The organism is Pseudoduganella rhizocola, assembly GCF_045984285.3.
GTDB lineage: Bacteria > Pseudomonadota > Gammaproteobacteria > Burkholderiales > Burkholderiaceae_D > Rugamonas.
This window is the reverse complement of sequence record NZ_JBJQIK030000013.1, coordinates 1-19,352: the sequence shown is the minus strand read 5'-3', so window position 1 is coordinate 19,352 and position 19,352 is coordinate 1. Positions and strand designations below refer to the sequence as shown.

Genomic DNA, 19,352 nt, shown 5'->3' with positions numbered 1-19,352 from the left:
TTGTGACGGTAGCACTGGCCAGTTCTTTGTATATGTACTGCACGGCCGCGACCATGCAAAACCAGGCTTCCTGACAGGAGGTTCGACCGAGTGCTCGGAAATGGGCCCGCAGTGGACAAGTTCGAAGGCAGAAACAAAAACGCCACCCGAAGGTGGCGTTTTCACTTTTTATTCTTGGTGGCCCGGGGCGGAATCGAACCACCGACACAAGGATTTTCAGTCCTCTGCTCTACCAACTGAGCTACCAGGCCAAGGAGCAGAATTATAGCAGATGGATTCTGAAATGCAAGGCTGATTTGCGCGCGGCCGCTGCCGGGGCGTGAAAGCTATAATGGGCGGATGAACAATCCATCCGCTTCCTCCTCCCGCCACCACGTTCAGACGGCGGTGTGCATTGTCGGCGATGGCGCCATCGCCAAGACCACGGCGCTGGCCTTCGCCCAGGCCGGCCAGAGCGTGACTATGCTGGCGCCGCCCGCGCCGCCGCAGCAGCCCAGCGACGATGCGAGCTGGGATGTGCGCGTCTTCGCCCTGAACCACACCGCGAACCGCCTGCTGTCCTCCCTCAAGGTCTGGGGCGCGATGGACCAGGCGCGCATTGCGCCGGTGGATGCCATGCTGGTGGAGGGCGACGGCAAGAGCCCGGGCGGCCTGCATTTCGACGCCTACGGCGCCCATGCGAATACGCTGGCCTGGATCGTGGAGGACCGCAACCTGAACCAGGCCCTGGATGCGGCCCTGCGTTTCGCCCAGAACGTGCATATCGTGCACGGCCGCGCAGTGGCCCTGTCGGCCGGGGAAGATGTGGCGGCGGTGAAGCTGGATGACGGCAGCGAGATCAAGTCTTCGCTGATTGTGGGCGCTGACGGCGCCCAGAGCTGGGTGCGCGGCCAGTGCGATATCGGCCTCGATTACCGCAGCTATGGCCAGAAGGGCGTGGTCAGCAATTTTGAATGCGAGAAGCCGCACCACGGCGCGGCGCACCAGTGGTTCACCTGCGACCAGGGCATTGTGGCCCTGCTGCCGCTGCCGGGCAACCGCGTGTCGCTGGTGTGGTCGGCGCCGGACATGCTGGCCGACACCCTGTGCAGCGAGGGCGCAGCGGCGCTGGCGGCACGCCTGTCGGCCTTTGCTGCCGAAAAACTGGGCACGCTGACGCCGGTCCAGCCGGAACTGGTCCGCGCCTTCCCGCTGCGTATGCTGCGCCCCCACTCGCTGGTGGCGCCGCGCGTGGCGCTGGTGGGCGATGCGGCCCATGTAGTGCATCCGCTGGCGGGCCACGGCATGAACCTGGGCTTCAGCGATGTGCAGGACCTGGTGAAAGCCGTGGTGGAACGCGAGGAACACCGTTCCATCGGCGACGAGCGCGTGCTGGCCCGCTATGACCGTTCTCGCAAGGAGGAAGTGCTGCTGATGCAAGCCACCACCGACGGCCTGGAACGCCTGTTCGGCACCGATTTCGAACCTTTGCGCGTGGTTCGCAATTTCGGGCTAAACTTGCTGGATAAGTTGCCGGTGGTAAAGCGCCGGCTCATAGCGCATGCCCTGGGCAAGCGATAATCGGAGAAAGTATGAGAAAGAGTAAGGCCGCGCTGTTGCTGGCATCGGCAATGTTAATGTCCTGTGCCGGCGCGGAAAATTCCGTGGAAGAGAATATCCGCAAAGCGGTGGAGCCCCGCCTCGGCGAGGGCGTCAAAATCGATTCTGTCAAGGCGACCCCGTATGCGGGGCTGTACGAAATCCGGGTGGGCGACGAAATCCGCTACACCGACAAGACCGGCAGCTACCTGATCGTCGGCCACGTCTTCAACCTGAAGACCAGCGAAGACCTCACGCAGGCGCGCATCGACGATATCAACAAGATCAAATTCTCCGACCTGCCGCTGGAACTGGCGCTGAAGACGGTGAAGGGCAATGGCAAGCGCGTGATCGCAGTGTTCGAGGATCCGAACTGCGGCTACTGCAAGCGCTTCCGCCAGCAGGCCCTCAAGGATGTCGACAATGTGACGGTATATACCTTCATGTACAACATCCTGTCGCCGGACTCCGTGGTCAAGTCCAAGAATATCTGGTGCTCGGCGGACCGCAACAAGGCCTGGGATGAGTGGATGATCAGCGGCAAGGCGGCGCCTGCCGCGCCGGCCAATTGCACCGCGCCGAATGAACAGGTGCTGGCGCTGGGCCAGAAGCTGCGCGTCAACGGTACGCCTGCAATCTTCTTCGCCGACGGCAGCCGCATTCCCGGCGCCATTGACCTGCAGACGCTGGAGTCCAAGTTTTCGTCGATTAAGCAGTAGCAGTAGTCACTGACTGAGGCGGGCGCCGAGACCCGCCGCGGCTGTGCGTGCCCGTGCGGCACGCCGTTCTCCCTTCACGCAGCACGCCAGACTGAGGAGTCTTCATGCTTACCCTGAACATCAATGGCCGCGACACGCAAGTCGATGCCGATCCAAGCACGCCTATCCTGTGGGCGCTGCGCGATAACCTGAATATGACCGGCACCAAATTCGGCTGCGGCGCGGCCCTGTGCGGCGCCTGCACCGTGCATCTGGCCGGCCAGCCTGTCCGGTCCTGCATCACGCCCATTTCGGCGGCGGTCGGCCAGAAGATCACCACCATCGAAGCGATGGAGGCGGACCACGTTGGCAAGGCCGTGCAGGACGCCTGGGTCAAGCATGACGTGCCGCAGTGCGGCTACTGCCAGAGCGGACAGGTGATGAGCGCCACCGCCCTGCTGAAAACGAACAAGGCGCCGACCGACGCCGATATCGACAGCGCAATGGCGGGCAATATCTGCCGCTGCGGCACCTATCAACGCATCCGCGCGGCCATCAAGGACGCGGCCAAGACCCTGGCCTGAGGAGAGCACCATGCGCAAGGAATGGTTGAAGGAGGGCGCTGAGCTCAGCGCCGGCGTGTCGCGCCGCGATTTCATGAAGGTGGCGGGCGGCGGCCTGGTATTGAGCTTCTTCGTTGGCGGCGGCGGACGTTTCGCCAAAGCGCAGGCGCCGCAGAAGCCGGTCTATGAGCCCAACGCTTTCCTGCACATCGCGCCGGACAACACGGTGACGGTGCAGGTGAACCGCCTTGAATTCGGCCAGGGCGTGCATACCGCCCTGCCCATGCTGATTGCGGAAGAACTGGACGCTGACTGGCCGCAGATGCGCGGCGCGCTGGCGCCCGCGGCCGACCAGTACAAGGATCCGGCGTTCGGCATCCAGATGACGGGCGGCTCGGGCACGGTGGCCCATTCCTGGGGCCAGTACCGTGAAATCGGGGCCAAGGCGCGCGCCATGCTGGTTGCCGCGGCGGCCGAGCAGTGGAAGGTGCCCGCGAATCAGGTCAAGACCTCGAAAGGCACGCTGACCGGCCCAAACGGCCGGAAGGCGACGTATGGCGAGTTCGCGGCCGCGGCGGCGAAACAGCCGGTGCCCGCCAACGTGGTGCTGAAGAATACGGAAGATTTCAGCATCATCGGCAAGCCGACGCCGCGCCTGGATGCGCGCGCCAAATCGAACGGCAGCCAGCAGTTCGGCATGGACTTCAAGCCGGAAGGCAGCAAGGTCGCCGTGGTGGCGCGTCCGCCGGTGTTCGGCGCGAAGGTGAAGAAGCTGGATGCAGCCAGGGCGAAGAAAATGCCGGGCGTGATTGCCGTGCTGCCGGTTGCCACCGACCGTGGCGGCAATGGCGTGGCGGTAATCGCCAACGGCTACTGGCAGGCAAAGCAGGCGCGCGACGCGCTGAAGATCGACTGGGATGCCAGCGGCGTGGAGAAGGTGGACAGCGCAAAGCAGTTCGCCGAATACCGCAAGCTGGCGGCAACGCCGGGCAAAGTGGCGCGCAAGGGCGATACCTCGAAGCTGGCCGGCGCCGCGAAGAAAATCTCGGCCGTCTACGAGTTCCCCTATCTGGCGCACGCGCCGATGGAACCGCTGAACTGCGTGGTCGACCTGAAAGCCGATTCCTGCACCATCTGGGCCGGCAGCCAGTTCCAGACCCTGGACCAGGCAGCGGCAGCCCGTACCGCAGGCCTCAAGCCGGAGCAGGTCACGCTGAACACGATGATGGCGGGCGGCGGTTTCGGCCGCCGCGCCGTACCGACTTCGGACTACATCGTGGAAGCGGTCGCAGTGGCGAAAGCCTACAAGGCCGCAGGCAAGAGCGGCCCGGTGAAACTGATCTGGAGCCGCGAGGACGATATCAAGGGCGGCTACTACCGCCCGGCCCACGTGCACCGCGCCGATATCGGCCTCGATGCCAAGGGCAATATCGTTGGATGGGATCACGTCATCGTTGGCCAGTCCATCCTGGCCGGCACGCCTTTCGAACCGATGATGGTGAAGGACGGCATCGACGCCACGATGATTGAGGGCATGGGCGAACCGTACAAGGTGCCGATGAACCTGAGCGTACATAACACGAAGCTCAACGTGCCGGTGCTGTGGTGGCGCTCCGTAGGTTCCACCCACACGGCCTACGTGATGGAAACCCTGATCGATGAAGCGGCAAGCGCCGCGGGCGTGGACCCGGTGGAATACCGCCGCAAGCTGATTCCGGCCGACCACAAACGCCATCACGCGGCGCTGGACCTCGCGGTCGGCAAGTCCGGCTACGGGGTCAAGCAGCTGCCGCAGGGGCAGGCATGGGGCGTTGCGGTGCACGAATCCTTCGGCACGGTGGTGGCCTATGTGGTCACGGCCTCGGTGGAAAACGGCATGCCCAAGCTGCACACGGTGACTGCCGGCGTGCACTGCAACCAGGCCGTGAACCCGATGACCATCGAAGCACAGGTGCAGGGCGCCGTGCTGATGGCGGTGGGTACCACGCTGCCGGGCGCCGCCATCACGCTCAAGGATGGTAAGGTGGAACAGTCGCAGCTCAGCGATTACACCGTGGCGCGCATGCCGGACATGCCGCAGGTCGCGGTGCATATCGCGGCATCGACCGAACCGCCGACCGGCATGGGCGAGCCAGGCTTCCCGCCGCTGGCGCCGGCCTATGCCAACGCCCTGTTCAAGGCCACCGGCAAGCGCCTGCGCAAGCTGCCTTTCGACCTTGCAGGTGCCTGAGATGGGCTCCCTGCGCCTCGTCGGCGTGCTGCTGGCTGCGGGGCGCGGGCGCCGTTTCGACGCGTCGGGGAGCTGCAACAAGCTGATGCAGCCGCTGCCCGCGGGCGGCACGGTACTCGCTGCCAGCGCCCGGCACCTGCTGGCAGCACTGCCGGAAGTGGTTGCGGTACTGCGGCCTGGAGATGACGCAGCGGCGGCCGAACTGGCGGCGCTCGGCTGCCTTGTTACCGAATGCGCCGACGCCGATATGGGCATGGGCTGTTCGCTGGTGCATGGCCTGCGCCAGTCGGGCTATGCCGATGGCTGGGTGGTGGCGCTGGGCGATATGCCCTATGTGCAGCCGGCCACCATTGCGGCGCTGGCGCAGGCATTGGAAGAGGGCGCGGATATCGCCGCACCCGCAAGTGAGGGAAAACGCGGCAACCCGGTGGCTTTCAGCCGCCGGCATTTGCCGCAGCTGCTGGCGCTGCATGGAGATGAAGGCGCGCGCAGCATCGTGAAACAGCATGAGGTGGTGGAAGTCGCCGTCAACGATCCCGGCATTTTCCGCGATATCGACAGTCCAGCTGATCTGCAATGAAAAAGAATACGAATAAACCCATTACTTACGCCATCGTCGGCAAAGACCTCGCGGCCCACCTGTTCGAGGTGACGCTCACCGTTGCGGCGCCGGCCGCCGAAGGCCAGGTGTTCGCACTGCCCGCCTGGATTCCCGGCAGTTACATGATCCGCGAGTTCTCGCGCAATATCATCAGCATCCGCGCCGAATCGGCCGGGGCGCCGGTAGCGCTCACGAAGCTCGACAAGCATTCCTGGCAGGCGGCGCCCGTCAAGGGCACGCTGACGCTGCGCTACGAAGTTTATGCCTGGGACCTGTCGGTACGCGCCGCCCACCTGGACCAGACGCACGGCTTCTTCAACGGCACCAGCGTTTTCCTGCGCGCCCTCGGCCATGAGGATTCGCAGCACATCGTGGACATCCAGCGCCCGCAGCATGAAGCAGCGCGCAGCTGGCGCGTGGCCACGGCGCTGCCGGAACTGAAGGCAAAACGCTACGGCTTCGGCACCTACGCCGCCGCCAATTACGATGAGCTGATCGACAGCCCGGTCGAGATGGGCGACTTTGCGCTGGCCACCTTCAAGGCGCATGGCGTGCCGCACGATATCGTCATCACCGGCCGCGTGCCCAACCTCGACATGCCGCGCCTGTGTGCGGACCTGAAGGCCATTTGCGAGACCCAGATCGCCTTCTTCGAACCGAAGACGAAAAAGGCGCCGATGGAGCGCTACGTCTTCATGACGCTGGCCGTCGGCGACGGCTACGGCGGTCTGGAGCATCGCGCTTCGACGGCACTGATCTGCGCACGCGCCGACCTGCCCAGCACCGCAGCGCCATCGAAGGAGCGCAGCGAAGGCTATATCCGCTTCCTGGGCCTGTGCAGCCACGAATACTTCCATACCTGGAACGTTAAGCGCATCAAGCCTGCCGTGTTTGCGCCTTACGACCTGCAGGTAGAGAACTACACGCCGCTGCTCTGGCTGTTCGAGGGTTTCACCAGTTATTACGACGACCTGTTCCTGGTCCGCTCCGGCATGATCAGCGAGGCCGCCTATTACAAGATGCTGGGCAAGGGCATCGGCGGCGTGCTGCGCGGCGCGGGCCGCACGCGGCAGAGCGTGGCCGACTCCAGCTTCGATGCATGGGGCAAGTACTACCGGCAGGACGAGAATGCGCCGAACGCCATCGTCAGCTACTACGCCAAGGGCTCGCTGATCGGCCTCGGCCTGGACCTGACCATTCGCGCCAGGACGGCGGGCAAGCGTTCGCTGGACGACATCATGCTCGCCCTGTGGCAGCGCTATGGGCGCGACTTCCATGTGAAGGGCCGCGGCGTGACGCCGCAGGAAGTGGAGGCGCTGTTCGATGAAGTGAGCGGCATGAAGCTCAAACCCTTCTTCGAGAAATACATCCGCGGCACGGAAGACGTGCCGCTGGCGAAGCTGCTGGCGCCATTCGGCGTGAAATACATCGATGAACGCAAGTCCACGAAACCGAGCCTGGACGTGAACCTGGGCCGCGAAGGCGCCGACTGCAAGCTGTCCAGTGTGCACGAAGGCGGGGCGGCGCACCGTTCCGGCCTGTCCGCCGGCGACCTGCTGGTGGCAATCGACGGCCTGCGCGTGAGCGGCAATCCGGCCAATGTGGACACGCTGCTGGCACGCTACAAGGTGGGCGATACGGTGGAAGTGCATGCCTTCCGCCGCGATGAGCTGATGCGTTTCTCCGTGCTGCTGCAGGGCGACCGCGTGCCGGGCATTACCCTCACGCTGGACACGGCCCGCAAGGCAGGTGCGCTGCCGCGCCCGAGCGCTTAGACGGAGGCCAGGCAGTCAAATGCGCTTGCTGGACGCTTACACGCTGTTCGTCATCACCACACTGTTAGGCGGCGGCATGGCCATCGTGCTGTACGCCGCCCACCGCAACTATCCCCCCGAGGTGCGCGGAGTGGGTCACTGGGCCGCTGGCATGGGCGTGCTGTTCGTCGCCGCCGTGTTTTACGCCCTGCGTGGTCCCCTGCCCGAATGGGTGGCGCTGCTGGCTTGCAACCTGCTGATCATCGGCGGTTCCGGGCTCACCATGACCGGCACCGAAAAATTCTATGGCATGCGCAACAGCTGGCGATTGTTCGCTGCGGTGGAATTGCTGGCCGCGTGCGGCATGCTGTACTGGCTGCTGGTGGAACCGAACTTCGGCGCGCGCGTAGTCTGGATGGGGCTGATGGCCACCGCCCTCGATGTGCGCCACCTGTATGTGGTGTGGCACGCAGGGGAAAGAACGCTGGCCACGCGCGTCTTCGGCGGCATGATGGCGGCGCAAACACTGATGACCTTCATCCGCGCCATGCTCGCGCTGTATGGCGAAGTGGCCAGCACCGACCTGGCCAGCCCGGGCCCCTTCCAGAGCGCCTACCTGGTGGTTGGCAGCTTCGTCACCATTCTCACCACGCTGGCCTTCATCATCGTCGCCAACCAGCGGGTGCACCGCGTGCTGGAACGGCGCGCGGTCAGTGACCCGCTGACCGGGGTGCTCAACCGGCGCGGTTTTGCCGACGCCTATGCAAGGCAGCTGCCGCATATGCGGCGCGGCGAGCGCCAGATGGCGCTGCTCAGCATCGACTTGGACCGCTTCAAGGAGATCAACGACAACTATGGCCACGCGGTGGGTGACAAGGTGCTGGTGAATGCAGCTCGGCTGATCGGCTCCGCGCTGCGCGACAGCGACCTGCTGGCCCGTTTCGGCGGCGAGGAATTCATCGTGCTGCTGCCGGAGACGGGCCGCGAGCAGGCGGTGCTGGTGGGCGAGCGCATCCTGGACATCCTGCGCGCGCCGCGCGCCGACGGGCTACCCGCTTTCACGGCCAGCATCGGCGTGGCCTGCGAGCTGAATCCCACGGCGGAGATGGATGGTGTGCTGGGCAAGGCCGACAACGCCCTGTACCGCGCCAAGGCCGCAGGGCGCGACCGGCTCGAAGTGGACGCCTGACGAATCAGGCGAACAGGCGGCGCAGCTCCGCGCCCGGATCGGCGGCGCGCATGAAGGCTTCGCCGACCAGGAAGGAATGCACGTTCGCATCGCGCATGCGCTTTACGTCGTCCGTGTTCAGGATGCCCGATTCGGTGATAACCAGCCTTTCGGCGGGAATGCGCGGCAGCAGCGACAAGGTCGTATCCAGCGACACATCGAAGGTGCGCAGGTTGCGGTTGTTGATGCCGACCAGGCGGCTCTTCAGCTTGAGCGCCGCATCCAGTTCCGCGCCGTCGTGCGACTCGATCAGCACATCCATGCCCAGCTCATGGGCGCAGGCTTCCATCTCGGCCATCAGGCCATGGTCCAGCGCCGCCACGATCAGCAGGATGCAGTCGGCGCCCATCGCGCGCGCTTCATAGATCTGGTACATATCGACCATGAAGTCCTTGCGCAGCACCGGAATGGCGCAGGCGGCGCGCGCCTGCTGCAGGTATTCGGTGGCGCCCTGGAAGAACTGCTTATCGGTCAAGACGGACAGGCAGGCAGCGCCGCCGCCGGCATAGCTGGCCGCGATATCGGCCGGCCGGAAATCTTCGCGCAGCACGCCTTTCGATGGCGAAGCCTTCTTCACTTCCGCAATCACGCCCGCGGCGCCGGCAGCGATATGCTTGCGCAGGTTCGCTTCAAAGCCGCGCAGGCCGGCGCGCAGCTCCTTGTCGCCCTCGACTTCGGAGCGCAGGCTGGACAGGCTGCGGTACTTCTTTGCCGCAGCCACTTCGTCGGCCTTCACGGCCAGGATTTTGTTCAGGATGTCGGACATGGTCAGTTACGGTCGGACAGCGCCAGGCGCGCGCCCAGTGCGAGGAAGATGGAGCCGGTAACACGGTTCAGCCACAGCGCCACCAGCGGCTTGACCTTCAGCTTAGCGCTCGCGAAAGCGGTGAAGATGGCCAGGCCGTTACACCACAAGGTGCCGTTGAAGTTGAAGATGCAGCCGAGCACGATGAAAGCCAGCGCCTTGTTCGGCGCATCGGCGTCGATAAACTGCGGCACGAAGGCGAGGAAGAACAGCGCCACCTTCGGGTTCAGCACATTGGTGAGAAAACCCTGCGCGAAGATGCGGCGGTAAGGCAGCGGCGCCGGTGGCGGCGTGGCGCCGGCGTCGTCCGGCGTGGCCTTGATACGCGTGCGCAGCATGCCGATGCCGCACCAGACGATGTAGGCGGCGCCCACCCACTTCACCACATTGAATGCGGTGGCGGAGGTGGCCAGCAGTGCCGACAGGCCGACAGCGGCGGCGAACACGTGCACCATGGTGCCGGCGGCAATGCCCATCGCCGCCGATGAACCGGCGCGCCAGCCCTGCTGGGCGCTGCGCGTCATGATCAGCAGCGAATCCGGTCCCGGCATGATGTTCAGCAGCAGGCCGGAGATGATGAACAGCGTGAGGTCGTGGATACCCAGCATGGCCGCTCCTTAATTGCCGGCGCCGAGCGCCTGCGTCACCTGCACGAACTGCTCCAGTTTTGCCATGGCGGCGCCGGAGCCGATGGCCTTGCGCGCACGGTCGATGCCGTCGGCGATGGACGGCGCCACGCCGGCCGCATACAGCGCGGTGCCCGCATTCAGCGCAACGATATCGGTGGCGGCGCCCGGTGCGCCGTTCAGTGCTTCCAGCACCACGCGCTTCGAGTCGGCCGCATCGGCCACTTTCAGGTTGCGGCTGGCCGTCATTTGCAGGCCGAAGTCTTCCGGGTGGATTTCGTATTCGCGGATCTCGCCATTCACCAGTTCGCCGACCATGGTGCCCGCGCCCAGCGACACTTCATCCATATTGTCGCGGCCATAGACCACCATGGCATGCTGGGCGCCGAGGCGCTGCAGCACACGCACCTGGATACCGACCAGGTCCTGGTGGAACACGCCCATCAGGATATTCGGCGCACCGGCCGGGTTGGTCAGCGGGCCGAGGATATTGAAGATGGAGCGCACGCCCAGTTCCTTGCGCACCGGCGCCACATGCTTCATGGCGGCGTGGTGGTTGGGTGCGAACATGAAGCCGATGCCGGTCTGCGCGATGGACTGCGCGATCTGTTCCGGCTTCAGGTTGATATTGGCGCCCAGCGATTCGATCAGGTCCGCGCTGCCGGAAGAGGAGGACACGCTGCGCCCGCCATGTTTGGCCACGCGCGCGCCGGCTGCTGCCGCCACGAACATGGAGGCGGTGGAGATATTGAAGGTATGCGCGCCGTCGCCGCCTGTGCCCACGATGTCGAGCAGGTTGGTGGTGTCGGCCATCGGCACCTTGGTCGAAAACTCGCGCATGACCTGCGCGGCGGCGGTGATCTCGCCGATGGTTTCCTTCTTGACGCGCAGGCCCATGGTCAGCGCCGCGACCATGACAGGCGACATTTCGCCGCTCATGATCTGGCGGAACAGGTGCAGCATCTCGTCGTGGAAAATCTCGCGGTGCTCGATGCAGCGCAGCAGGGCTTCCTGGTGGGTGATAGGCATGATCTGTTCCTTCTCTTAGCGTTCGAGGAAATTCTTCAACAGCGCGTGGCCGTGTTCGGACAGGATGGACTCGGGGTGGAACTGCACACCCTCGATGTCGAATTCCTTGTGCCGCACGCCCATGATTTCGCCGTCGTCGGTCCATGCGGTCACTTCCAGGCAGGAAGGCAGCGAGGAACGTTCGATTGCCAGAGAGTGGTAACGGATTACCGTGAAGGGGCTGGGCAGGTTCTTGAACACGCCCACGCCCGTATGCGCGATGAGGGAGGTTTTGCCATGCATGACCTGCTTGGCGCGGATCACCTTGCCGCCGAAGGCTTCGCCGATGGCCTGGTGGCCGAGGCAGACACCCAGGATAGGTTTCTTGCCCGCGAAGTGTTTGAGCACTTCCACGGAAATGCCTGCCTGCGCCGGCGCTTTCGGGCCGGGAGAGATGCAGATATGGTCGGGATTCAGCGCCTCGATTTCCGCAATCGTGATTTCGTCATTGCGGAAGGTGCGCACGTCTTCGCCCAGCTCGCCGAAATACTGCACGATGTTGTAGGTGAAGGAGTCGTAGTTGTCGATCATCAGCAGCATTTCAGAACTCCCCATCCAGGCCATCTTGCACTTGCTCGGCGGCGCGCAGCACGGCGCGTGCCTTGTTCTCGGTTTCCTGCCATTCCATCTCGGCGATGGAATCGGCCACGATGCCGGCCGCGGCCTGCACGTAAAGCATGCCTTCCTTGATCACGCCGGTGCGGATCGCGATCGCCACGTCCATCTCGCCGCCGAAGGAGAGATAGCCGCAGGCGCCGCCGTAGATGCCGCGCTTGGAGATTTCCAGCTCGTCGATCACTTCCATCGCGCGCACTTTCGGGGCGCCGGTCAGGGTGCCGGCCGGGAAGGTGGCGCGCAGCACGTCGAGGTTGGACATGCCGGCTTTCAGCTTGCCCTCCACGTTCGACACGATGTGCTGCACATGCGAGTACTTCTCGATGATCATCTGGTCGGTGACCTTGACGCTGCCGGTTTCCGAGATGCGGCCCAGGTCATTGCGCGCCAGGTCGATGAGCATCACGTGTTCCGCGATTTCCTTCGGATCGTTCAGCAGTTCCTTCGCCAGTTCCGCATCGCGTTCCGGCGTGGCGCCGCGCGGACGGGTGCCGGCGATCGGGCGCAGCGTCACTTTCTTGTCGCCGTCCGGCAGCGTCTCGTTGCGCACCAGGATCTCCGGCGACGCGCCAACGATCTGCATATCGCCGAAGTTATAGAAGTACATGTACGGCGAGGGATTCAGCGAACGCAGCGCACGGTACAGCGTGAGCGGCGAATCCACATACGGCTTGCGGATGCGCTGGCCGATCTGCACCTGCATCAGGTCGCCGGCCATTACATACTCATGGGCTTTGGCCACCGCCGCCAGGTAGTCTTCCTTCTTGAAGTCGCGGATGATTTCGGTGCGTACCGAAGCGCTGGTGACCGGCGCATCGACACCGCGGCGCAGCAGGGCGCGCAGGTCTTTCAGGCGCTGGCGCGCCTTGGAGAAGGACTCAGGCTGCGCCGTGTCGGCATACACGATCAGGTACAGCTTGCCGGACAGGTTGTCGATCACCGCCAGCTCTTCCGTCACCATCAGCTGGATATCGGGCAGCCCCAGGTCGTCCTTCGGCTGCGAGTTCGCCAGCTTCTTCTCGATATGGCGCACCGTGTCATAGCCGAAGTAGCCCGCCAGGCCGCCGCAGAAGCGCGGCATGCCGGGACGCAGCGCGACCTTGAAGCGTGCCTGGTACTGTTCGATGAATTCCAGCGGATTGCCTTCGTGCGTCTCGATCACCGCGCCGTTCTTCACGATCTCGGTGCGGCTGCCGAAGGTGCGCAGCACGGTGCTGGCAGGCAGGCCGATGAAGGAGTAGCGGCCGAAACGCTCGCCGCCCACCACCGACTCCAGCAGAAAGGTATTCTTGCCGGTGTTCTGGGTCTGGGCCAGTTTCAGGTAGAGCGTGAGGGGCGTTTCGAGATCAGCGAAAGCTTCCGCGATCAGGGGAATACGGTTATAGCCTTGCTGCGCGAGGGATTTGAATTCGAGTTCGGTCATGCTTCTCTCCATTCCGCCGGTCGAAGTGGTGGCGGTGGGGTTACAAAAAACCTGCCGGGGAGATGTATAGACGAGCTCCGACGGCAGCAATCAGAAAGGGTTTATTCAGCCCAGGATTGCCAGCGTCGCCATAGCCAGGCCTCAATCGAGCCCTGGTGAGTGACATTGTGTCTTTTGTTGAGAAACATGGTTAGTGGTTGTGCAAGCCAATCAGGTTAGCCGCGTGGAGCAGCGTGTCAACTATACCATCGGAATCCGTTTCGTGTATAGACTCGCCGTGGTTGTACCCATACGGCACGGTCAGCACCGGGCAGCCCGCCGCGCGCGCCGCCGCGGCATCGTTCGAGGAGTCGCCGATGGCCACCACTTGCGAGGGCGCCAGGCCGAAGTCCTCGCACACGGTCAGCAGGGGCAGGGGATCGGGCTTTTTCTTCGGCAGCGAGTCGCCGCCGTAGATCACGTCGAAGTAATGGTCCAGGCCCTTCAGCTTCAGCAGCGGCAGGGCGAAGGCGATCGGCTTGTTGGTCACGCAGGCCAGGCGCAGGCCCGCGTCCTTCAGCGCCTGCAGGCCGGCCGCCACGTCGGGATAGTGCACGCTGTGCAGGCCGTTGATGCTGAGGTAGTGCCGCTGGTAGGCATCCATCGCCTTCGGGAAATGCAGCTCGATCTGGTCGGACGGATGGTCCAGCGCGAGCACGCTGCGGATCAGGTTCTCCGAGCCTTTGCCTACCATCACGCGGATCTGGTCCGTGCTGATGGGCGGCAGCGACAGCTCGCTGCGCATATTGTTGATGGCGACGTGGAAGTCCGGCATCGTGTCCAGCATAGTGCCGTCGAGGTCAATGATGGCGGCCCGTACGCCGCGCAGTGGGTGGGCCGCCGTCATGCTTACACCGTTGCGAGCTGGGTGCGCATCGCGTCGATCACAGCCTTGTAGTCGGGCTGGCCGAAGATGGCGGAGCCGGCCACGAAGGTGTCGGCGCCTGCTTTCGCTGCCGCGGCGATATTGTCGATCTTGATGCCGCCGTCCACTTCCAGCAGGATGTCGCGGCCGGATTCATCGATAAGGCGGCGCGCTTCGGCGATTTTCTTCAGCGCCTGTGGAATGAAGGACTGGCCGCCGAAGCCGGGGTTCACGGACATGATGAGGATCATGTCGATCTTGTCCATCACATGCTCCAGGTAGCTCAGCGGCGTGGCCGGGTTGAACACCAGGCCGGCCTTGCAGCCGTGGTCGCGGATCAGCTGCAGCGAACGGTCGATATGGTCCGACGCTTCCGGGTGGAAGGTAATGATGTTCGCGCCCGCTTTCGCAAAGTCCGGAATGATGCGGTCGACCGGCTTTACCATCAGGTGCACGTCGATCGGCACCTGCACATGCGGACGGATGGCCTGGCACACCAGCGGGCCGATGGTCAGGTTCGGTACGTAGTGGTTGTCCATCACGTCGAAGTGGATGATGTCGGCGCCGGCGGTGACGACATTGCGCACTTCCTCGCCCAGGCGGGCGAAGTCGGCGGACAGGATGCTGGGAGCGATACGGAAAGTAGTCATGGTGGGATGGGGCTGCATAAAAAAGATGCGCTATTTTACGCGCACCTTGTGCGCGCGTCAGAATTGGCCTGGAATGCTAAACTGCCAATGCTTATTGAATACTAAGGAAAGTCGATGTCCCGATACGAGTTCACTGTGTCCGTGCGCACGCAGTATCTGCCTGAACAGTCAGACCCGGAACGCACCAATTACGTGTTCACCTATTCGATCACGATCAAGAACACGGGCACGGTAGCCGCGCAGCTGATCTCGCGGCATTGGGTGATTGTGGACGCCAACAATCACAAGGAAGAGGTGCGCGGCCTGGGCGTGGTAGGCCACCAGCCCTTGCTGCAGCCGGGCGAGCAGTTCGAATACACCAGCGGCACCGCGCTGCAGACGCCGCAGGGCTCCATGGTGGGCGAATACTTCTGCGTGGCGGAAGACGGCCATCAGTTCGAAGCGAAGATTCCCGAATTCGTGCTCTCGCTGCCGCGCACGCTGCACTGAGCGCATGAGTTGAGTCATTTACTCGGCGCTGTCCTTCTGTTTCGGCGGTGTTTTTTTCTTGCCGGGCATCGTCCACCAGACGATGAACACCAGCAGGAAGAGCGCCACCAGCGCCTCAAGCATCAGATACCACATAGACAGCTCCCATGTTATTTGCACGCCGTAGTTTACCCGCCGCCGCCGCTTCCGTCATCGCCTTCGCGCTGAGCGCCTGCGGCACCCAGCAGCCCGCGCCCCCGGTCCGGCCTCCCGCGCCGGTGCAGCCCGCGCCGCAGCCGGTACCGCCGCCACCCGCTCCACAGCCGGCGCAGCCGCCTGCACCGGCGCCCGCGCCTCCGTCGAAAACGGAATACCTGCCGGCCCCGTTCAGTGCCTTGCCGGGCTGGGAAACGGACGACCTGCGCGCCGCCTGGCCGGCCTTCCAGGCGTCCTGCCGGGTGCTCGTTAAACGCGCGGACTGGCAGGCGCCGTGCAGTGCGGCTGCGGCGGTCGACAGCGCCGACGGCGGCGCAATCCGCAGCTATTTCGAGCGCTGGTTCCAGCCGCACCGCATCATCGCGCCTGACGGCGCCGATTCCGGCCTCATTACCGGCTACTACGAGCCGCTGCTGTACGGCTCGCGCCAGAAAAAAGGCGCCTACCAGACGCCCCTCTATAAAGTGCCGGACGACCTGCTGACCATCGACCTGGGCAGCGTCTATCCCGACCTGAAGGGCAAGCGCTTCCGCGGCCGCCTGCAGGGCAAGCGCGTCATCCCGTACAACAGCCGCGCCGAAATCGCGAGCGCCGACTTCAAGGGCAAGGAGCTGCTGTGGGTGAACGATCCGGTGGAAGCCTTCTTCCTGGAAGTGCAGGGTTCCGGCCGCGTGCAGCTGGATACCGGCGAAACCGTACGCGCGGCTTACGCCGACCAGAACGGCCATCCCTACAAGGCCATCGGGCGCTGGCTGATCGAACAGGGCGAGCTGACCCCGGAACAGGCCAGCGCGCAAGGCATCAAGGCCTGGATCGCCGCCAACCCCTCGCGCATGCAGGAGCTGTTCAATGCGAACGCCAGCTACATCTTCTTCCGCGAAGAGAAGCTGCCCGACCCTTCCGTCGGCCCGAAAGGCTCGCTGGGTGTGCCGCTGACCGGCGGGCGCTCGGCGGCGGTCGATCCGTCCCAGATCGTGCTGGGTGCGCCGGTCTATCTGTCCACCACGCTGCCGGCCAGCGATGTGCCGCTGCAGCGCCTGCTGATGGCGCAGGACACCGGCGGCGCCATCAAGGGCGCCATCCGGGTCGATTTCTTTTTCGGGTTCGGAACGGAAGCGATGGAGAATGCCGGCCGCATGAAGCAGCGCGGCCAGGTGTGGGTGCTGCTGCCGAAAGCGCAGCCCTAACGCAGTACGAGAACCGGAAGGTGCGTATGCGCCAGCACCTTCTGCGTTTCACTGCCGAGGAACAGTTTGTTCAGTCCCTTGCGGCCGTGCGAGGCCATCAGGATCAGGTCGCAGTTGTGCTTCTCCGCCACCGACACGATTTCCTCATACGGGCTGTGCGAAGTCGACAGGATCGTTTCGCAGGGCACGCCCGCAGCAGCGGCAGCGGCTGACACCTTGTCCAGGTTGCCGCGCGCGGCGGCATTGATCTGGTTCTCGAATACCTGGGTGTCGGGCACGATGCCGCCATCGGCCAGCGGCACGAAAGGGAAGGGCTGCGCGACGGAGAGCGCGATCAGGCGCGCCCCGTGCAGCTGCGCCAGCCGCAGCGCGGTATTGGTTGCCTTCTCGGACTGCGGCGAGCCGTCGGTGGGAAACAGGATGTTCGCGAACATGGCGCATGCCCTTGCAAAGTTGGCAATGCCCCAGTGTAGAACGGCTGCATGTTCAGGAGCGCACGCTTCGGATCTGTTTCGACATCATCATGCCCGCCAGCAGGGCCAGGCCGCCCACCGAAACGCAGGCCAGCGCGGTGCGCGTGCTGGAATGGCTGGCGATATAGCCGGTGGTGAGCGCCCCCAGCGGCGCAATCGCCGTGGTAAGGAAGCGCGTGGTGGAGATCATGCGGCCCATCATGGCATCCGGCGTCACTTTCTGGCGCAGCGCTACATAGGGCACGAAGAACAGCAGCACTCCGCAGTCGAACAGGAAGGTCAGGCTCGCATAGGCGAAAAAGGTCGCAGTAGAGCTGCCGAACAGTTTCGCAGGCAGCAGCGCCATCAGGATAAAGACCGCGCAGCTCATGACGGTGCCGATCAGGATAGTCACGCCCGGACCATAGTTGCGGTCCAGCGGGCGCATGACGAAAGCGCTGAACATTACGCCCAGGCCGCCCAGAATCTGCGCGGCGCCCAGTTGGCCGGCGGTCATGCCCAGGTCGCGCGTGGCGAAAATCACGGCCATCGCCGCGTAGCCGAAATAGATCAGGTGCCAGAAACCGGCGCAGGTAACTAGCACGCAGAGCAGGCGCTGGGTAAAGATGAAGCGGAAACCGTCCGCAATGTCGGCCAGCGGATGCTTGTCGCTCGGTTCCGGCGCGGGTTCCTCCAGCTTCACGCGGCGCATGAGCAGCAAAGAGAATATATAGCCCGCGGCATTGATAATCAGGGCAATCGGCGCGGACAGCCACTGGATCAGCAGGCCTGCCAGGCCGGGCGCCGTCAGCTTGACCACCGAATCGCTGGTGGCAAAGCGCGACTGCGCTTCCACCATATTGCCGCGTCCGACCAGCAGGTTCAGCAGCACCTGTTCCGCGCCGCCGCCCACGATGGCGCAGGTGCCCTGCAGGGCGGCAAGCGCGTACAGCCAGGGCATGCTCAGGATGCCCAGCCAATAAGCAAGCGGAATCACCAGCAGCGCGGCCGCCTGCACCAGTTTGCTGGCGAGCAGGATAGGCAATTTGTAGTGACGGTCCAGCCACACGCCGGCCGGCAATGCAAACACTGCAAACGGAATGGCCGAGCAGGCGGTGAGAATGCCCATCTGGGCGGGCGTGGCGTGCAGGATCAGCACCGCGCAGAGCGGCAGGGCGAGGGTGCCGACGACGTTGCCCACCTGGGCCATCACGCCGCTGGCCCAGTAATTCCTGAAATCCCGGCTCTTCAGCAGGTTGTCCTGCGAAAGCCAGGCGGAAAAGCGGGTGCGGAAAACGGTAAGCATGAATGCCAAATCATAGCAGCCGCGTGTGCGAGCGGCTACAATCGGCGGATATCTTTCCCCTTTGAGGAGACACTGATGCAATACCAGGAACTGATTGTGGAAGTCCACGGCCGCGTGGCGCTGATCCGCCTGCACCGCCCGAAGTCGCTGAATTCGCTGAACGACAGCATGATGAATGAACTGGGCGAAGCCTTCGCCGCATTCGACAAGGACCCCGGCATCGGCTGTATCGTGCTGACCGGCAGTGAGAAAGCATTTGCCGCGGGCGCCGACATCGCCGCCATGGCCGACTACACCTATCAGGACACCTACCGCGACAACTACATCACCCGCAACTGGGAGCACATCCTCAAGGTGCGCAAGCCGGTAATCGGCGCTGTGGCCGGCTACGCGCTGGGCGGCGGCTGCGAACTGGCCATGATGTGCGATTTCCTGATTGCCGGCGATAACGCCAAGTTCGGCCAGCCGGAAATCAAGGTCGGCGTCACGCCGGGCGCCGGCGGCACCCAGCGCCTGCCGCGCGCCATCGGCAAGGCAAAAGCCATGGACCTGCTGCTGACGGCCCGCACCATCGACGCCGCCGAGGCGGAGCGCATCGGCCTCGTCTCGCGCGTGGTCCCGGCCGACAAGCTGATCGAAGAGACGCTGGCCGCGGCCACGCAGATCGCGTCGATGTCGCTGTCCGTCGCCATGCAGATCAAGGACGCGGTGAACCGCGCCTTCGAAACTACGCTGACGGAAGGCGTCAATTATGAGCGCCGCCTGTTCCAGGCTGCCTTCGGCACGCCGGCCCAGCGCGAGGGCATGCATGCCTTCCTCGAAAAAAGACCCGCAAATTTTGAGGGTCTTTGAAAAGTGACCCTTGACGAGATTCTGGGGACGCCCCATAATCTCGTTTCTCTGCTTCACGAACACAACGCTTCGTGACCACAGCAGGATCTTTAAAAATTAACAGTCGATAAGTGTGGGCGTTTGAAGAA

General features: G+C 64.1%; 19 protein-coding genes and 1 tRNA gene. 10 read left to right on the top strand and 10 right to left on the bottom strand.

All coding sequences use genetic code 11. The features are described from left to right. Positions 1 to 175: 175 nt before the first annotated feature. A tRNA-Phe gene (locus ACJRPG_RS22120) sits at positions 176 to 251 on the bottom strand. Between the two features lie 88 nt (positions 252 to 339). Here ACJRPG_RS22120 and ACJRPG_RS22115 point away from each other — a divergent pair. From ACJRPG_RS22115 to ACJRPG_RS22085, 7 genes are all read left to right on the top strand, one after another. Further along, the gene (locus ACJRPG_RS22115) at positions 340 to 1,560 is read left to right on the top strand and encodes an FAD-dependent monooxygenase (protein ID WP_408002269.1); all 1,221 of its coding nucleotides are present in this window, start codon (positions 340 to 342) and stop codon (positions 1,558 to 1,560) included. Positions 1,561 to 1,571: 11 nt separating this feature from the next. Further along, positions 1,572 to 2,297, top strand: coding sequence for a DsbC family protein (locus ACJRPG_RS22110; protein WP_408002268.1), 726 nt, complete (start codon positions 1,572 to 1,574; stop codon positions 2,295 to 2,297). Between the two features lie 104 nt (positions 2,298 to 2,401). After that, positions 2,402 to 2,860, top strand: a complete 459-nt coding sequence (locus ACJRPG_RS22105) for a (2Fe-2S)-binding protein (protein WP_408002267.1) — start codon at positions 2,402 to 2,404, stop codon at positions 2,858 to 2,860. 10 nt (positions 2,861 to 2,870) lie between these two features. Beyond that, on the top strand, positions 2,871 to 5,069 hold the full coding sequence (locus tag ACJRPG_RS22100) for a xanthine dehydrogenase family protein molybdopterin-binding subunit (protein WP_408002266.1): 2,199 nt from the start codon (positions 2,871 to 2,873) through the stop codon (positions 5,067 to 5,069). A 1-nt stretch (position 5,070) separates the two neighbouring features. Continuing rightward, entirely contained in the window at positions 5,071 to 5,649 is a 579-nt protein-coding gene (locus tag ACJRPG_RS22095; protein WP_408002265.1) for a nucleotidyltransferase family protein, read from the top strand. Continuing rightward, positions 5,646 to 7,445, top strand: coding sequence for a M61 family metallopeptidase (locus tag ACJRPG_RS22090; protein ID WP_408002264.1), 1,800 nt, complete (start codon positions 5,646 to 5,648; stop codon positions 7,443 to 7,445). The genes ACJRPG_RS22095 and ACJRPG_RS22090 overlap by 4 nt, the downstream gene beginning before the upstream one ends. A 19-nt stretch (positions 7,446 to 7,464) precedes the next feature. Further along, positions 7,465 to 8,613: a GGDEF domain-containing protein gene (locus ACJRPG_RS22085; protein ID WP_408002263.1), complete on the top strand. Its 1,149-nt coding sequence runs from the start codon at positions 7,465 to 7,467 to the stop codon at positions 8,611 to 8,613. Positions 8,614 to 8,617: 4 nt separating this feature from the next. Here ACJRPG_RS22085 and trpC read toward each other — a convergent pair whose 3' ends face one another. From trpC to rpe, 7 genes are all read right to left on the bottom strand, one after another. After that, the gene (gene trpC / locus ACJRPG_RS22080; RefSeq protein ID WP_408002262.1) at positions 8,618 to 9,418 is read right to left on the bottom strand and encodes an indole-3-glycerol phosphate synthase TrpC; all 801 of its coding nucleotides are present in this window, start codon (positions 9,416 to 9,418) and stop codon (positions 8,618 to 8,620) included. A 2-nt stretch (positions 9,419 to 9,420) separates the two neighbouring features. Next, the gene (locus ACJRPG_RS22075; protein WP_408002261.1) at positions 9,421 to 10,065 is read right to left on the bottom strand and encodes a LysE family translocator; all 645 of its coding nucleotides are present in this window, start codon (positions 10,063 to 10,065) and stop codon (positions 9,421 to 9,423) included. Positions 10,066 to 10,074: 9 nt separating this feature from the next. After that, entirely contained in the window at positions 10,075 to 11,112 is a 1,038-nt protein-coding gene (trpD, locus tag ACJRPG_RS22070) for an anthranilate phosphoribosyltransferase (RefSeq protein WP_408002260.1), read from the bottom strand. Between the two features lie 15 nt (positions 11,113 to 11,127). Continuing rightward, a complete protein-coding gene (locus ACJRPG_RS22065) occupies positions 11,128 to 11,691 on the bottom strand; it encodes an anthranilate synthase component II (protein ID WP_408002358.1) in 564 nt (187 codons plus the stop codon). Position 11,692: 1 nt separating this feature from the next. Then, positions 11,693 to 13,189, bottom strand: a complete 1,497-nt coding sequence (trpE, locus tag ACJRPG_RS22060) for an anthranilate synthase component I (protein ID WP_408002259.1) — start codon at positions 13,187 to 13,189, stop codon at positions 11,693 to 11,695. A 190-nt stretch (positions 13,190 to 13,379) separates the two neighbouring features. Next, complete coding sequence (locus tag ACJRPG_RS22055) at positions 13,380 to 14,075, bottom strand: phosphoglycolate phosphatase (RefSeq protein ID WP_408002258.1); 696 nt, start codon at positions 14,073 to 14,075, stop codon at positions 13,380 to 13,382. A 2-nt stretch (positions 14,076 to 14,077) separates the two neighbouring features. Next, a complete protein-coding gene (rpe, locus tag ACJRPG_RS22050; RefSeq protein ID WP_408002257.1) occupies positions 14,078 to 14,743 on the bottom strand; it encodes a ribulose-phosphate 3-epimerase in 666 nt (221 codons plus the stop codon). A gap of 114 nt (positions 14,744 to 14,857) precedes the next feature. On the opposite strand from rpe, the gene apaG reads away from it, so the two are divergent. Both apaG and mltA read left to right on the top strand, forming a co-directional pair. Then, a complete protein-coding gene (gene apaG / locus ACJRPG_RS22045; RefSeq protein WP_408002256.1) occupies positions 14,858 to 15,232 on the top strand; it encodes a Co2+/Mg2+ efflux facilitator ApaG/CorD in 375 nt (124 codons plus the stop codon). 146 nt (positions 15,233 to 15,378) lie between these two features. After that, positions 15,379 to 16,614, top strand: a complete 1,236-nt coding sequence (mltA, locus tag ACJRPG_RS22040) for a murein transglycosylase A (RefSeq protein WP_408002255.1) — start codon at positions 15,379 to 15,381, stop codon at positions 16,612 to 16,614. Here the strand turns inward: mltA and ACJRPG_RS22035 are convergent. Then, on the bottom strand, positions 16,611 to 17,048 hold the full coding sequence (locus ACJRPG_RS22035; RefSeq protein WP_408002254.1) for a universal stress protein: 438 nt from the start codon (positions 17,046 to 17,048) through the stop codon (positions 16,611 to 16,613). The two genes, mltA and ACJRPG_RS22035, sit on opposite strands and share 4 nt — an antisense overlap. Positions 17,049 to 17,100: 52 nt before the next feature. Then, on the bottom strand, positions 17,101 to 18,372 hold the full coding sequence (locus tag ACJRPG_RS22030) for an MFS transporter (RefSeq protein WP_408002253.1): 1,272 nt from the start codon (positions 18,370 to 18,372) through the stop codon (positions 17,101 to 17,103). A 75-nt stretch (positions 18,373 to 18,447) separates the two neighbouring features. Between ACJRPG_RS22030 and ACJRPG_RS22025 the strand changes: the two genes are divergently transcribed. Next, positions 18,448 to 19,224: an enoyl-CoA hydratase gene (locus ACJRPG_RS22025; RefSeq protein WP_408002252.1), complete on the top strand. Its 777-nt coding sequence runs from the start codon at positions 18,448 to 18,450 to the stop codon at positions 19,222 to 19,224. Positions 19,225 to 19,352 lie beyond the last annotated feature (128 nt).

Excerpts from the sequence above, each read along its gene's own strand:
- ACJRPG_RS22115 (WP_408002269.1), top strand. The coding sequence starts at position 340 with ATGAACAATCCATCCGCTTCCTCCTCCCGCCACCACGTTCAGACGGCG.
- ACJRPG_RS22110 (WP_408002268.1), top strand. The coding sequence starts at position 1,572 with ATGAGAAAGAGTAAGGCCGCGCTGTTGCTGGCATCGGCAATGTTAATG.
- ACJRPG_RS22105 (WP_408002267.1), top strand. The coding sequence starts at position 2,402 with ATGCTTACCCTGAACATCAATGGCCGCGACACGCAAGTCGATGCCGAT.
- ACJRPG_RS22100 (WP_408002266.1), top strand. The coding sequence starts at position 2,871 with ATGCGCAAGGAATGGTTGAAGGAGGGCGCTGAGCTCAGCGCCGGCGTG.
- ACJRPG_RS22095 (WP_408002265.1), top strand. The coding sequence starts at position 5,071 with ATGGGCTCCCTGCGCCTCGTCGGCGTGCTGCTGGCTGCGGGGCGCGGG.
- ACJRPG_RS22090 (WP_408002264.1), top strand. The coding sequence starts at position 5,646 with ATGAAAAAGAATACGAATAAACCCATTACTTACGCCATCGTCGGCAAA.
- ACJRPG_RS22085 (WP_408002263.1), top strand. The coding sequence starts at position 7,465 with ATGCGCTTGCTGGACGCTTACACGCTGTTCGTCATCACCACACTGTTA.
- trpC (WP_408002262.1), bottom strand. The coding sequence starts at position 9,418 with ATGTCCGACATCCTGAACAAAATCCTGGCCGTGAAGGCCGACGAAGTG.
- ACJRPG_RS22075 (WP_408002261.1), bottom strand. The coding sequence starts at position 10,065 with ATGCTGGGTATCCACGACCTCACGCTGTTCATCATCTCCGGCCTGCTG.
- trpD (WP_408002260.1), bottom strand. The coding sequence starts at position 11,112 with ATGCCTATCACCCACCAGGAAGCCCTGCTGCGCTGCATCGAGCACCGC.
- ACJRPG_RS22065 (WP_408002358.1), bottom strand. The coding sequence starts at position 11,691 with ATGCTGCTGATGATCGACAACTACGACTCCTTCACCTACAACATCGTG.
- trpE (WP_408002259.1), bottom strand. The coding sequence starts at position 13,189 with ATGACCGAACTCGAATTCAAATCCCTCGCGCAGCAAGGCTATAACCGT.
- ACJRPG_RS22055 (WP_408002258.1), bottom strand. The coding sequence starts at position 14,075 with ATGACGGCGGCCCACCCACTGCGCGGCGTACGGGCCGCCATCATTGAC.
- rpe (WP_408002257.1), bottom strand. The coding sequence starts at position 14,743 with ATGACTACTTTCCGTATCGCTCCCAGCATCCTGTCCGCCGACTTCGCC.
- apaG (WP_408002256.1), top strand. The coding sequence starts at position 14,858 with ATGTCCCGATACGAGTTCACTGTGTCCGTGCGCACGCAGTATCTGCCT.
- mltA (WP_408002255.1), top strand. The coding sequence starts at position 15,379 with ATGTTATTTGCACGCCGTAGTTTACCCGCCGCCGCCGCTTCCGTCATC.
- ACJRPG_RS22035 (WP_408002254.1), bottom strand. The coding sequence starts at position 17,048 with ATGTTCGCGAACATCCTGTTTCCCACCGACGGCTCGCCGCAGTCCGAG.
- ACJRPG_RS22030 (WP_408002253.1), bottom strand. The coding sequence starts at position 18,372 with ATGCTTACCGTTTTCCGCACCCGCTTTTCCGCCTGGCTTTCGCAGGAC.
- ACJRPG_RS22025 (WP_408002252.1), top strand. The coding sequence starts at position 18,448 with ATGCAATACCAGGAACTGATTGTGGAAGTCCACGGCCGCGTGGCGCTG.